General features: G+C 69.5%; 14 protein-coding genes and 1 pseudogene. 3 read left to right on the top strand and 12 right to left on the bottom strand.

What is annotated here, in order from left to right; all coding sequences use genetic code 11:
• The first annotated feature begins 114 nt into the window (after positions 1–114).
• A complete protein-coding gene (locus tag ACWEV3_RS09845; RefSeq protein ID WP_452613476.1) occupies positions 115–675 on the top strand; it encodes a ferritin in 561 nt (186 codons plus the stop codon).
• A gap of 9 nt (positions 676–684) precedes the next feature.
• Here ACWEV3_RS09845 and ACWEV3_RS09840 read toward each other — a convergent pair whose 3' ends face one another.
• From ACWEV3_RS09840 to ACWEV3_RS09830, 3 genes are all read right to left on the bottom strand, one after another.
• Positions 685–1,188, bottom strand: coding sequence for a hypothetical protein (locus ACWEV3_RS09840; protein WP_452613475.1), 504 nt, complete (start codon positions 1,186–1,188; stop codon positions 685–687).
• On the bottom strand, positions 1,185–1,685 hold the full coding sequence (locus ACWEV3_RS09835; protein ID WP_235883265.1) for a SigE family RNA polymerase sigma factor: 501 nt from the start codon (positions 1,683–1,685) through the stop codon (positions 1,185–1,187). Before ACWEV3_RS09835 ends, ACWEV3_RS09840 begins: the two co-directional genes overlap by 4 nt.
• A 194-nt stretch (positions 1,686–1,879) precedes the next feature.
• Positions 1,880–2,782, bottom strand: coding sequence for an NAD(P)-dependent oxidoreductase (locus tag ACWEV3_RS09830; protein ID WP_452613708.1), 903 nt, complete (start codon positions 2,780–2,782; stop codon positions 1,880–1,882).
• A 136-nt stretch (positions 2,783–2,918) separates the two neighbouring features.
• Between ACWEV3_RS09830 and ACWEV3_RS09825 the strand changes: the two genes are divergently transcribed.
• Positions 2,919–3,254, top strand: coding sequence for a winged helix-turn-helix transcriptional regulator (locus ACWEV3_RS09825; RefSeq protein ID WP_452613474.1), 336 nt, complete (start codon positions 2,919–2,921; stop codon positions 3,252–3,254).
• Positions 3,255–3,332: 78 nt separating this feature from the next.
• On the opposite strand, the gene ACWEV3_RS09820 is transcribed toward ACWEV3_RS09825, so the two are convergent.
• The 4 genes from ACWEV3_RS09820 to ACWEV3_RS09805 all read right to left on the bottom strand — a co-directional run bounded on the left by ACWEV3_RS09820 (position 3,333) and on the right by ACWEV3_RS09805 (position 6,612).
• Positions 3,333–4,283, bottom strand: coding sequence for a DUF5926 family protein (locus tag ACWEV3_RS09820; protein WP_452613473.1), 951 nt, complete (start codon positions 4,281–4,283; stop codon positions 3,333–3,335).
• Positions 4,284–4,304: 21 nt separating this feature from the next.
• Positions 4,305–5,156: a glycerophosphodiester phosphodiesterase gene (locus tag ACWEV3_RS09815; protein ID WP_452613472.1), complete on the bottom strand. Its 852-nt coding sequence runs from the start codon at positions 5,154–5,156 to the stop codon at positions 4,305–4,307.
• Between the two features lie 179 nt (positions 5,157–5,335).
• Positions 5,336–6,220: a DUF4328 domain-containing protein gene (locus ACWEV3_RS09810; protein WP_452613471.1), complete on the bottom strand. Its 885-nt coding sequence runs from the start codon at positions 6,218–6,220 to the stop codon at positions 5,336–5,338.
• Between the two features lie 32 nt (positions 6,221–6,252).
• Positions 6,253–6,612: a rhodanese-like domain-containing protein gene (locus tag ACWEV3_RS09805; protein WP_397527370.1), complete on the bottom strand. Its 360-nt coding sequence runs from the start codon at positions 6,610–6,612 to the stop codon at positions 6,253–6,255.
• A 240-nt stretch (positions 6,613–6,852) separates the two neighbouring features.
• Between ACWEV3_RS09805 and ACWEV3_RS09800 the strand changes: the two genes are divergently transcribed.
• Positions 6,853–7,071: a hypothetical protein gene (locus ACWEV3_RS09800; RefSeq protein ID WP_452613470.1), complete on the top strand. Its 219-nt coding sequence runs from the start codon at positions 6,853–6,855 to the stop codon at positions 7,069–7,071.
• A 78-nt stretch (positions 7,072–7,149) separates the two neighbouring features.
• On the opposite strand, the gene ACWEV3_RS09795 is transcribed toward ACWEV3_RS09800, so the two are convergent.
• The 5 genes and pseudogenes from ACWEV3_RS09795 to ACWEV3_RS09775 all read right to left on the bottom strand — a co-directional run bounded on the left by ACWEV3_RS09795 (position 7,150) and on the right by ACWEV3_RS09775 (position 12,735).
• Positions 7,150–8,673 (bottom strand): solute symporter family protein, encoded by a 1,524-nt coding sequence (locus ACWEV3_RS09795; RefSeq protein ID WP_452613707.1) that lies wholly within the window; start codon positions 8,671–8,673, stop codon positions 7,150–7,152.
• Between the two features lie 419 nt (positions 8,674–9,092).
• Positions 9,093–9,419 (bottom strand): annotated as a pseudogene (locus ACWEV3_RS09790) (DUF485 domain-containing protein); the annotation flags it as partial.
• Between the two features lie 324 nt (positions 9,420–9,743).
• Positions 9,744–11,486: a sodium/solute symporter gene (locus tag ACWEV3_RS09785; RefSeq protein WP_452613469.1), complete on the bottom strand. Its 1,743-nt coding sequence runs from the start codon at positions 11,484–11,486 to the stop codon at positions 9,744–9,746.
• Between the two features lie 48 nt (positions 11,487–11,534).
• Positions 11,535–11,942 carry a hypothetical protein gene (locus tag ACWEV3_RS09780; protein WP_452613468.1) on the bottom strand — a complete coding sequence of 136 codons (408 nt, stop codon included), beginning with the start codon at positions 11,940–11,942 and terminating at the stop codon, positions 11,535–11,537.
• Between the two features lie 16 nt (positions 11,943–11,958).
• The gene (locus tag ACWEV3_RS09775; RefSeq protein WP_452613706.1) at positions 11,959–12,735 is read right to left on the bottom strand and encodes a LytR/AlgR family response regulator transcription factor; all 777 of its coding nucleotides are present in this window, start codon (positions 12,733–12,735) and stop codon (positions 11,959–11,961) included.
• Between the last annotated feature and the right edge of the window lie 433 nt (positions 12,736–13,168).

The raw sequence follows: 13,168 nt of genomic DNA, 5'->3' as shown, positions 1-13,168 counted from the left end.
TGGCTTATTTATCTGAGGATTGCCTTGGCTAAAACGCGATCAGCCAAGGTTAACCATAGGATTATTAGGTTTACCTGAAATGTATCTGGACTCATTCCAGAGTATATTGGGGGCATGGCTGTCACCGCGAAGAAGATTCAGCACAAGGAATCCCGTTTCGAGCACCTGCTGCAGGAACAGGTGCGCAATGAATTCACCGCCTCGCAGCAGTACATCGCCGTCGCGGTCTGGTTCGACAACGAGGACCTGCCGCGGCTGGCCGCGCACTTCTACCGGCAGGCGCTGGAAGAGCGCAACCACGCGATGATGATCGTCCAGTACCTGATGGACAACAACATCAAGCCGGCCATCCCGGCCATCGAGCAGGTGCGCAACGACTTCACCGAGACCCGCGAGCTCGTCGCGCTCGCCCTGGAGCAGGAGCGCGAGGTCACCCGCGAGATCGAAACGCTGGCCAAGACCGCTCGCGAGGAGGGCGACTACCTCGGCGAGCAGTTCATGCAGTGGTTCCTGAAGGAGCAGGTCGAGGAGGTCGCCGCGATGTCGACGCTGCTGAACGTGGTCGACCGCTCCAAGGGCAACCTCTTCGACGTGGAGAACTACCTGGCCCGCGAAACGGTCGGCGACGAAGGGGCCGACGCGATGGCACCCCGGACCGCCGGCGGCGCCCTCTGAGCCCTCGCGCTACCCGCCGGGCGAATTCGGTTCGGTGGCGGCGGGGTTCTGCGACGAGGTCGGGTTCGGCTTGGAGGTCTGCGACGCCGAGGTCGTCGGGTCCGGCTCGGAGGTCGTCGTCAGCAGGATCTCCGGCGGCAGCGGCTTCCTGGTCGGCGGGGTCGTGAGGCTCGGCAGCTGCGGCGGCTGGCCCGGCTGCTGGTGCACCGGCGGCGGGGCCGGAGGCTGCTGCGTCGGTTGCAGCGGCGCGGTCGAGCCCGGGTTCGGCTCCGGTTGCACGACGGGCGGCACCGCCGGCTGCACCGGCTCGCCCGCTTGGTGGCCGACCAGCGCGATCCCGCCGCCGACCAGCAGCGTCGCGGCGAGCGCGCTGCCCGTCGCGGCCAGCACACCGTTGCGCTGCCTGCGGCGACGCGCCCCGGCCACCAGCGACCACTCGGCGCCGGTTCGCACCGGGATGTCCAGCCGGTCGTCCCGGAGGACCCGCTGCAGCTCGTCCTCCAGATCCATCACGCGTCACCTCCTCCCACCAGCGGCCCGAGCCGCTTGCGCAACGTCGCCATCGCCTTGCTGGCCTGGCTCTTCACCGTTCCGCAGCTGATGCCGAGCGTGTCGGCTATCTCCAGCTCGGAAAGTCCCTCGTAGTAACGAAGCACGACCACCGCGCGTTGCCTCGGTGGCAGAGATCGCAGCGCGACCCACAGCGGCTCGTGCTCCAGGCGATCCTGCTGGATGGCGGCGGGGATGTCCGGGAAATCCGCGAGCAGCGTTTCCCGGCGCGTCCGGCGCCACCGGCTGACGTGCGTGTTCGCCATCGCCTTGCGCACGTAGGCGGTGGGGTCCGCGCAGTTCCGGCTGATCTTCGACCAGCGGGCGCCGACCTTCTCCAGCACGGTCTGCACCAGGTCCGCGGCATCGTGCGGGTTGCCGGTCAGGGCGTGGCCATAGCGCATCAGCCCGGGCAGTGCTACCCGGACGAACTCCGCGAAATCATCCTCTGCCGCCGCCATGTCCCCCCGACGTGCCCGCCCGCGATAGACACCGGACGCCTCGGTGGCGGTCGGCACTGCAGGCAGGTGCGTGGTCAACCCTCCACCCCCTAAACGTCGGGTATCGCCGGGGATGACACGCGGCAACGCGCCGATCGGTTGCCCGACCGGCGCGTTGATCACCCGTTCGGCCCAACGACAACGGTGGACCAGTTTCAATTGAAACTGCGAGCAGCACCGGGGTCGGGCTTCCGGAGCAGCTCGACCAGCGCCGAGATGCTGTGCTCGCCGTGACCCTCGGCGACCGCCCGGCGCAGCAGGTCGTTCATCGGCTCGCGCCAGCTGACGTCGATGTTCGCCGCCGCCAGCTCGTCGTCGTGGGCGATGCCCGCGTAGAACAGGCCGACCGTCGAGGACGGGTCGCTGTAGTCGCCTGCGTCGATCTCCGCCGCGAACTTCGGCAGCACCGAGCCGATCATCTCCAGCCACTTGACGGTGTAGGGCACCAGCTCGCTCGCGGGCGTCCCGCGCTTCGCGACCAGGGCCGCGCCCTCGAAGAAGCCGAGGAGGGCGGGCAACAGCGTGGCGCCGACGGCCATCTCGTACAGCGCCGCGAGATCCACGTCGGCACCGAGGTACCGGGTGTCGCCGCCGAGCTCCCGCAGGGTCTGCTCGTACTCGTCGAAGACGGCCTCGTCGCCGCTGTAGTACAGCAGCGTGTCCGGCTTCGCGACCGCCTCGGGGACGTTCTTCACCGCGCCGTCCAGGAAGCGGGCGCCGTTGCCGGTCGCCCACTCCGCCATTTCCCGGGCGCCGCTGGGAGTTCCGCTGTTCAGCGTGATCAGGGTGCGGCCGGCCAGCTCTCCGGCGGCGGGCGCCAGGGCCTTCAGCGTGGCGTCGTAAGTGGTCAGGCAGGCGATGATCAGCGGGCCGGCGGTGACCGCGTCCGCAATCGATCCGGCGTGCGCTGCGCCCTCGGCGACCAGTGGCGCGGCCTTCTCCGGGCTGCGGTTCCACACCGTCGTCGGGTGCCCGGCAGACAGGAACGCCTTGGCCAGCGCCGCGCCCATGTTCCCCAGCCCGAGGACGGTCACCGCCGTGCGCATGCCACCGGCCATGTTCGTGCTCCAGTTCAAAGTCGGCTCTTTCGAGATCGATCGCGTTGACGCGTTCGATCCTCGCGACTTGGCTGAACTTTGATCAAGTACCGACTATTTTGTCGGGTACTGAACTTTTTGTCAGTGGGAGCCCGGGATGAAGCGGAACAAGTACACCTGCGGACTGGATGCCGCGATCGACGTGATGGGCGGCAAGTGGAAGTGCCTGATCCTGTGGGAGCTGGCCTTCGCGACGCGGCGCTTGGGCGAGCTGCGGCGCGCGATCCCGGACATCAGCGAGCGGGTGCTGATCCTGCAGCTCAAGGAGATGGTGGCGAGCGGCCTGGTGCACCGCGAGATGTACCACCAGGTGCCGCCGAAGGTGGAGTACTCGCTGACGGAATTCGGCCGGTCGCTCATCACGGCGCTGATGCCGCTCGGGGAATGGGGCGAGCAGAACATGGCTCGCATCGAGGCGATTCCCCGCGACTAGGGGATTCCAGCGGCCGACGAATCGATCCACTGTGGAGCCACGTCGGGCGGTTCCGGCCGGAACCGCCCGACACCGGGCTCAGCGGATGGTGACCTGGCGGCCGCGGAGGCCATCGCGGGCGCGCCGCTCCGCCGCGTTCAGCGGCTCCGAGTCGAGCGAGCCGAGGGCATCGGCCAGCCGGCGCCCGAGCTCCGCGGCGGGCTCGTCCCACTCGCGCGCGTGCTTCTCGCGGTCGAGGTCCCACACCGGCACCAGCAGGCCGTGCGCGCGGAACGATCCCGCGTACTTGCTGTCCTCGCCGAGCGCCAGCTCGCCCCGGGCGGACAACCGCGCGAGCGCCGCCAGCAGCTGTTCCTCGGGCTCCGGGCGCACCCAGCGCAGGTGGGCCTTCTCGCCAGCGTCGACCCAGTACGCGGATTCCACACCTTCGGCGGTCAGCCGATCGGTGGGCATGATCGCCGCGTTCGCCCGCTCCAGGGACAGCGCGACCTCGCCGGTCGGCTCCACGTCGCCGGGCAGCCACCAGGCGAAGTCCTCGTGCAGCTCGACCTCCAGCGGTGCGGCCGGGTCGAGCAGGTCCTGCAGGCGGGCCGGAATGGTGCCGGGCTCGGCCGTCTCCGGGCCCACCACCGACAGCGACTCGCCGATCTCGGCGGTCTGCACCCACTCGACGGCCCGCGCGAGATCCCGGCTGATGTCACCGGAGTGGGTCTGCACCTGCAGCCCGATGAAGGACTTGTCGTCGTTGCGCCGCAGCGCGGCGGCGGCCATCGGCAGCACGGTCGCGAGCGTGACCGCGCCCTCCCCGCGCAGCGGCAGCTTCGCGGTCGCCGACGGGACGAACTCGCGCAGCGCGACCAGCTCGCATTCCGCGGCCAAGCCCTCGAACGGCCTGGTCACGATCACGTCGGCGGCACCGCCCGCGGCGCCGTGGCAAGCCTTGTAGCGCTTCCCCGAACCGCACGGGCAGGGCTGGCGCGGCTTGATCCCGGTGTCCGCCTGGGGCTTGGGTGCGGTTCGCTTCGACACTGCAGATCCCCTCGCTCATGGTCACTTCGCCGTGACGCTACCGAACTGCGCGAGGCCCGATTCAGCCAGGTGGAAGCGGGTGGACGCGGGCGCATTGGTGGCCACGAAGCGCACTCCGGAACGGGCGCACAGCTCGATGTCCGCGGGGTCGTCGACGGTCCAGCAGTACGTGTCGCGGCCGAGCGCGGCCGCGCGCGCGACGAATCCCGGGTCCTCGCGCAGCAGGCCGATGCCCGGCCCGGCGAGGTCCGCCCACGGCGGGAGCACGCCGGAGCGCAGCGGGCCGCGGAACCGGTCGAACAGCAGGACCGTCGGCACGCCCGGCGCGGCCTCGTGGAACCGGCGCACCGCGGACTGCGCGAACGACATCATCAGCACCGGCGAGTTCTCCCGGTCCACCGGCGTCGCCAAGCCGTGCCGGGCCAGCAGCGCGACCAGCTTGCGCTCCACCAGCCCGCCGTAGCGCACCGGGTGCTTGGTCTCGATGAACAGCCGGACCGGGCGCGAGTTGTCCCGCAGCAGGCCGAGGAGTTCGTCGAGCAGCAGCACGCCGTGCTCGGGCTCCGCGGCCGGGCCGCGCACCAGGTCGTCCGCCGACTGGGGCGGTTCCTGGTGCCAGCCGCCGAAGTCCACTTCGGACATCGCGGCGACGGTGAGCTCGCTGACCACGCCGCGGCCGCTGGAGGTCCGGTCGATGCGCCGGTCGTGCACGCACACCAGGTGGCCGTCCCGGCTGACCCGGATATCGCATTCGAGCGCGTCGGCGCCCTGTTCGAGGGCCAGTTCGTAGGCACCGCGGGTGTGCTCGGCGCGGTGCGCGGAGGCTCCTCGGTGCGCGACGACGTCGGGGGTCGGTTGCCGCACGGCGCCCATTATGCGGGCGATCCAGATCCACTTCCGGCATCTGTGACGCACCGCAACAACAGCGTCACCGAGGACCCGCACCACCACGTGACGAAGCGAACGCCCCACCCACGTCCTCGTGACGCCGCAATTTCCATTGAAATTGAAGGTCCAATTTCAATGGAAATTGCGGAACCTCGGGAGTGCGGTCAGCGCGGAGCGCTGGTGGGGCGGGTGGCCCGGGGCGCGGGCGGCGCGGCGCGGACCGCGCGGACCCGGAGTTGCGCGAGCTCCGTCGGGTCCAGCGGGGCGAGCAGCCGCATCAGGTACTTGATCAGCAGTGCCGTCATGATCGCCAGGGTCGTGACCAGGGCGTTGTTGAGCGCGTGCAGCACGACGCCGTCCGCCTGGGCCTGCACGCTGCCGAAGAATCCCCAACCGAACGAGAGCCAGCCGAGCAGCAGGGTTCCCACCCACGCCGCCCACCAGAACCGGACGCGCAGCGTCGGGAACGGCCGCTCGCCCCGGCGACGCGCGCCCTCCGCGACGAGCACTGAATGCTCCAGCTCGGCCAGCGTCGAGCCCGGCACGGACAGGTTCAGCCCCGGCACCAGGACGCCGACGACCACCTGCCAGTCGGGCCGGGCGCTCTGCACCTCGGTGCGTTCCGCGGCCGCAGCGCGCGCCCGCAGGCCCCACAGGACGGCGAAAACACCGGAGAGCACGCCGAGCACCCAGAGGATCGAACCGGTCGTGCCGACCAGCACGTCGGAGATCGCCAGCGGCGTGCGCGGAAGCGCCTGGCTGCGGCTGATCAGCAGCAGCACGTACCGCCAGCACTCCGCGAAGGTGGCCAGCGCCGCCACGCCCGCGGTGATCCACAGCGTCACCACCGCCGTCCCGGCGGCGGACACCGCCCGCAGCATCGGATCGACGTGCGGCCGCAGCGGCAGTGCCAGCGGCCACCGCCACGCGAGCAGCGGGAAGCCCCAGCGCGGCACGGCCGGGTAGGCCGGCGGGCCGGTGTAGCGGTGCGGTCGGCGCGGCGGCCGGATCCGCCGCGGGCCGCCGGGCGGGGTGGCGACCCACTCCACGCTCGGCCGTCCGGGGCCGGGAGGTCGGGCCGTCACAGCACGTACGGCTCGCCGTCGGCGTCGTCGGAGACCAGCGGCCGTCCGATGGCGGACCAGCCGTTCATGCCGCGCTCGACGTTGATCGCGTCCCAGCCGTTGGCGTTGAGGTACGCGGCGACCTTCGCCGACCGGCCGCCGGAGCGGCAGATCACGAAGACCTGGTCGGCCTCCGGGATCTCGTCGAGCCGTTGCACGAGCTCGCTCATCGGGAGGTGCACGGCCTCGGGCGCGTGCCCGGCCTGCCACTCGTTCGCCTCGCGCACGTCGAGCAGCACGCTGCCCTCCGGCAGCTGCGCGGGCAGCTCCTCCGGCTGCACGCCGGGCACCTGATGACCGGGAACTGGAGTAGTCACACCCCGATGCTGCCACGAGACGCGTGGTGCCCGCGTAAGAGACTCGCCTTTCGCGTCGGCGGACGCCTCACACCCCGGGAAAACCCGTCTTCACCTGCGATAACACGAGACCATTTCGTAGTTGATCACGCTTTCGGTCGGAGATCCCGAAGATATCGCCGTTTTCGTGAGGCCTCGTGCCACAGTGTGCTTGTTCGATTCAGATCCGTTCGCGGGATCCGCCCGGCAGGAAGGAAAGCCATGTCTCGTCGAGCCATTCTCCGCTGGCCGAACGGCAGCGACTGGGGACATCTGGCGACGGTTCCGGAGGGCGGCGGATCACCGCGGTTCGCCGGGTTCGTGCGGATGACCGACCCGCGCGTGCAGGCCCTGCTGGTTCGCGTCCCGCCCCGCCGGGCCGACGGCGACATGTGGGAAGCGCACTTCACGGCCGCCGAATCCGAGCTGAGCGCCGCTTGACGCGAACGACCGACGAAAGCGCCCCGCCCGGCTCTCGGCCGGACGGGGCGCTCGTTCGAGGTGGAGCGGTTCAGCGCGTCAGTGCGAGACGGCCTTCTCCGCGCCGGCGCCGGTCAGCGACCGGACCTCCATCTCCGCCTGCTTGGCCTCGTCGGCCGAGTCCTTGCTCAGCACCGTGCCGATGTAGCCGAGCAGGAAGGACACCGGGATCGACACCAGGCCCGGGTTCTTCAGCGGGAACAGCGCGAAGTCCAGCGACGGGAACATCGAGTCCTCGGCACCGGAGACGGCGGGCGAGAAGACGATCAGCAGGATGGTGACCGCCAGACCGCCGTAGATGCTCCACAGCGCGCCGCCCGTGTTGAACCGCTTCCAGAACAGCGAGTACAGCAGCGTCGGCAGGTTCGCCGAAGCGGCGACCGCGAACGCCAGCGCCACCAGGAACGCGATGTTCTGGCCGTTGGCCGCGATGCCGCCCAGGATCGACACGATGCCGATGACCACCGCGGTGATCCGGGCGACCTTGACCTCCTGGCCCTTGTCGTCGACCTTGCCCTTCTTGATCACGTTCGCGTAGATGTCGTGCGCGAACGAGGCGGACGCGGTGATCGTCAGGCCGGCGACGACCGCGAGGATCGTCGCGAACGCGACCGCGGAGATGAAGCCCAGCAGCAGCGGGCCGCCGATCTCCAGCGCCAGCAGCGGCGCCGCCGAGTTCACGCCGCCCGGCGCCTTCTTGATGACGTCGGAGCCGACCAGCGCCCCGGCGCCGTAGCCCAGGACCAGCGTGAACAGGTAGAACAGGCCGATCAGCCAGATCGCCCAGACCACCGAGCGGCGGGCTTCCTTCGCGGTGGGCACGGTGTAGAAGCGCATCAGCACGTGCGGCAGACCCGCGGTGCCCAGCACCAGCGCGATGCCCAGCGAGACGAAGTCCAGCTTGCTGATCTCGGTCTTGCCGTACTGAGCACCCGGGTTGAGCACCTTGTCGCCTGCGACGTCGGCGGCCGCGCCGAGCAGGCCCGAGAAGTTGAAGCCGTACATGGCGAGCACCCAGATGGTCATCACGAAGGCGCCCGCGATCAGCAGCACCGCCTTGATGATCTGCACCCAGGTGGTGCCCTTCATGCCGCCGACCAGCACGTAGACGATCATCAGCGCGCCGACGACGAAGATCACCGCGGCCTGGCCGGTCTTGTTCGTGATGCCCAGCAGCAGCGCGACCAGGCCGCCAGCACCGGCCATCTGCGCGAGCAGGTAGAAGAACGTCACGGCCAGGGTGGACAGCGACGCGGCGGTGCGCACCGGACGTTCCTTCATCCGGAAGCTGAGCACGTCGCCCATCGTGTACTTGCCGGTGTTCCGCAGCAGCTCCGCGACCAGCAGCAACGCCACCAGCCAAGCCACCAGGAAGCCGATCGAGTACAGGAAGCCGTCGTAGCCGTAGACCGCGATCGCCCCGGCGATGCCGAGGAACGACGCCGCCGACAGGTAGTCACCGGCGATGGCGATGCCGTTCTGCGGGCCGGTGAACGCGCGGCCGCCGGCGTAGTAGTCGGAGGCGGTCTTGGTGTTCCGGCTGGCGCGGAACACGATGACCATGGTGACCACGACGAACAGCGCGAAGATGCCGATGTTGAGCGCGCTGTTGTTCGCGGTTTCGCCCTGGGCCAGCGGGGAAAGTGCGGCGATCACTTCTGGCCTCCTTCGGAGTCGTCCTTCTTCGCGCCGTCGTCCTTCGCGCCGTCGTCGCCGTCGTCATCGGCGGCGGCTTCCTTCTCGGCGCTGTCGTCTGCGGACTTCTCCGGGGCGTCGTCGGTCGAGTCCTCCGCCGTGTCCTCCGCCTCGTCGCTCGCGGTGTCCTCCGCCGTGTCCTTCGCGGTGTCCTCCGCCTTGTCCTTCGCGGTGTCCTCCGCCTTGTCGCTCGCGGTGTCCTCCGCCTCGTCGCTCGCGGTGTCCTCCGCCTTGTCCTTCGCGGTGTCCTCCGCCCCGTCGCCCGCGGCGTCCTCCGCCTCGTCGCTCGCGCCGCCCTCGAGGGATTCGCGGATCCCCTCGGCGATCGGGTCGAGCTCCCGGTTGGCGAATCGCACGTACCAGGTGGTGATGGCGAACGTGGACACGAACTGCAGCAGGCCCAGCACGAGGCCGACGTTGATGTTGCCGACCAGCTTGATGCTCATGAAGCCGTGCGCGTAGTCGGCGAGCAGCACGTAGACCAGATACCAGGCCAGGAACAGTGCCGAGACCGGGAAGACGAAGTTGCGCAGTCTGCGTCGCAGGGTGGTGAATTCGGGGCTGCTATGGGCAGCGGCCCAGGTTTCGGCGTCGATACCGGACCCGGACCCGATTTGGTCCGTGGTGCTCACGGTGTCCTCCCACAAGAAAAGGCTCCGTCCCGGGTGCCGCCGGTACGGGAGCCTGCTGAATCAGTTCAACGCGGGAACGCTACGTAGTTCGACCACCGCTGTGAAGCCCCGTTGGGAGTACGCAAGCTAACGATCGAGTGAAGTTATTCGAGGCCAAGCGGACGCGCTGAATTGCGTCTCACCAGATCGATTTCACCCGTTCAGCCTATTGATTTTCTATTGGTTTATACCAGCAAACACGAAAGGTGATTGCATTCGTCTCGGAATCCACCCAAAAAGTTCAAAGAACGCGACGGATGATCACGTTCAGCGTTGGTGGCGACCCTCGGTCGGCGCCTGCTCCGCGGGCTCCGCGCTGAGCCGGCCGTCGAAGAAGCCGAGCCGATCCGGCGCGTGCAGCCGCAGCATCACCCGGCCCACCCCGGCCGGCACCCGCGCCCGGGTAGCCAAGCTGACCAGTCCGGTCACCGCGAACGCGATCGGCACGGTGACCAGCGCGGGCTGCCTGACCAGCGTCACGAGCCAGCCCGCCCCGTCCCCGACGAAGTGCGAGCACGCCACCGCGATCAGCACCAGGCAGCATCCGACCACCATGCCGGTGGCGGCGCCCACCGCGGTGAGCCCGCGCCACCAGATCCCGAGCACCAGCACCGGGCAGAACGTGGAAGCGGCCATCGCGAACGCCAACCCCACGCTGCGCGCGATGTCGTGGTTGTCCGCGGGCAGCGCCAGGAGCGTCGGCACCAGGCAGCCCAGCGCGGCCGCCAGCCGGAAGTCGAGCGTCCGGCCGCGGAGCGCGTCGCGCGAGGACAGCACCCCGGCCACGCTCACCACCAGGCCGGAAGAGGTCGACAGGAACGCGGCGAACGCCCCGGCCGCGGTGATCGCCGCGAGCAGCCCGCCCACCCAGTTGTCCAGCATCGCCTGCGGCAGCAGCAGAACCGCCGCATCGGTCTCGCCGGTGACCAGCAAGTGCGGCACGTACAGCCGGGAGAGCATCCCGAAGATCGTCGGGAACAGGTAGAACGCGCCGAGCAGCGCCAGCACGAACAGCGTGGTGCGGCGCGCGCCGGACCCGCTCGGGTTGGTGTAGAAGCGGGCGAGCACGTGCGGCAGGCCCATGGTGCCGAGGAACGTCGCGATCAGCACCGAATACGTTTCGAGCAGACCGGAAGCGCCGTCGCCGTGCGGCCGCAGCCAGGTCGCGTTGTCGGCTTCGGCCGCCGCGACGACCGGGACCGCCGCGCCTGCCGGGAACCGCAGCTCGGTGCCCGCCGACATCGAGTACTCGCCGGGCTGCAGGTAGATCGAGCCGGTGCCTTCGGCCGCCCACACCGGCTCGCTGACCCGCAGCTGCACGTCGGTGTCGATGTGCACCGTCGTGTCGCGCGGGAAGACCGGCGGCAGCGGCTCGTCGAGCGCCTGGTGCGGCGGCGCGTTGACGAAGACCACGAACAACGCGAACGCGGGCACCGTGATCGCGAACAGCTTCACCCAGTACTGGAAGCCCTGCACCAACGTGACGGCGCGCAGCGCGCCGGTCGCCACGGTCAGCAGCACGATCACCGCGACCGCGAAAACCCCCACCCAGTAGTGCAAGCCGACGATCGCCGCCAGCGTCATCCCGGCGGCCTGCAGCTGCGGCACCAGGTAGAGCCAGCCGATCAGCACCACCAGCGCGGTGCACAGCGTCCGCAACCGCAGCGAACCCAGCCGGGCCTCGGCGAAATCGGGCAGCGTGTACGCGCCGGAGTGACGCATCGGCGCGGCGACGAACAGCGTCAGCGCCAGGTACCCGGCCGCGAAGCCGATCGGGTACCACAGCGCGTCCACCCCGTCCTTGATCACCAGACCCGCGACGCCCAGGAACGACGCCGCCGACAGGTACTCACCGGAGATCGCCACCGCGTTGCGCTCTTCGCGCACCAGCTGCCGCGCCGCGAAGAAGTCGGAGGTGGTGCGCGCCGACCGGGAAGCCCAGATCCCGATGCCCAGGGTCGCCGCGACGATCAGCACGATCCCTAGCAGGGACCAGGAATTCGAAACCATCGCACCGCGCCGCCCCTGGTGTGTCGAAACCCGTCGTCGATCATGCGGTCACTGCTCCACCATGTGGATGAAGTCCCGCTCGTGCCGCTCCGCGCTGCGGGTGCACAGGTACCCGATCAGCAGCAGGAACGGGTAGACCAGCACGCCGAGCAGCAGCCACGGCAGCCGGATGCCGAGCACCTCGAAGTCGCCGATCGACGGGACCGCCCAGAACAGCACCGGCAGCCCGAGCAGCACGACGGCGACCACGCCGGTCAGCACCAGCGCGCTGCGCAGCTGCACCTTCACCAGGTGCCGGACCAGCACCTCGCCGACGCTGGTCTGCTCCTCCAGCTCCATGATGGTGCGCGCGACCTGCCGGGTCCGGCGGTCGGCGAGCACGACGCGCTTGCGGCGCGGGCGGGGCGTCGAATCGCCCAGCCGCGCGCGGATGTCGAAGCCGTGGTCCGGGCTCATCCCGCCGAACCGCGGTTCATTGCTGGCCCCAGCCCTGCCGCGGCGCCCGGACCAGCCGGTCCTTCAGCTCGCGGGTGTGCCGCCTGCTGACCGGCAGCTCCTTCGACGGCCCGCCGCCGAGCACCACCGAGTACCCGGACGACGACATGCGCAGCTCGGTGACCAGCGGCAGCGACACCAGGAACGACCGGTGGATGCGCAGGAAACCGGCCTCCGCCCAGCGTTCTTCCAGCTGCGCCAACGGGATCCGCACCAGGTGCGAGTCCTCGGCGGTGTGCAGCCGGGCGTAGTCGCCCTGCGCCTCGACCCAGCGCACGTCCTTGCGCGGGATCATCCGGGTGGTGCCGGCGAGTTCGACCGGGATGACCTCGTCGTCGTCGGCCGCGGGCGCCTCCAGCGCGCGGGAGCCCTTGGCCGCCTGGGCCTTGTTCTTCTCGATGGTGCGCAGCGCGCGATCGACGCGCTCGGCGTTGGCCGGCTTCATGATGTAGTCCAGCGCGCCGACCTCGAACGCCTCCAGCGCGTTCTCCTCGTGCCCGGTGATGAACACCAGGGCAGGCGGATTGCGGAACGCGGTGAGCACCCTGGCCAGCTCCATCCCGCTGAGCCCGGGCATCGACACGTCCGCGAAGACCGCGTCCACAATGGACTCGTCGCCGTCGCGCCTGCCGAGCAGCTCGGGATCGTCGCTGCGCAGCAGCCGCAGCGCTTCGGCGGCGTCGAACGCCGTCAACACCCGTCCGACCCGCCCGTTGTTGCCGAGCAGGTACTTCATCTCGTCCAACCCGGCCATCTCGTCATCGACGGCCAGAACGACGAGACCCGCTGGATTCTCTCGTGTACTCACTGCAACGCCATATCCTGCCGCGCCCACGGCGCACTGTCCATGATCGAGTGTCGGCCCCACCCACTGGCGCAGCCTCGTGCCACCCGAGCCGACGAGTGAGGTCAGTCACGCCTGCCAACCAAACTAGTTGCTAACAGAGCGCGCTGGACACCAGGGGGTATGCAGTGCGGAAATCCGCTCAGCGGCAATGTTTTTAGCCTGATCGGCCTATTGCATGAGGCTGAACGAGTGATCCATCGGCAACAAGATCTACTCAGTGCAACTGCGCCGATTACCCTGTGTTCGCAAGGGAATCGCCAGTCCCGGAAACGGGTCCGCCTGGGCCCGTGAGCGTTTTGGGGCGCTATGGCACCCCAAAACGCTCACGGGCACTGATCCG

It is taken from the genome of Saccharopolyspora sp. NPDC003752 (assembly GCF_053605825.1).
This window is presented reverse-complemented; position numbering and strand designations above follow the sequence as displayed.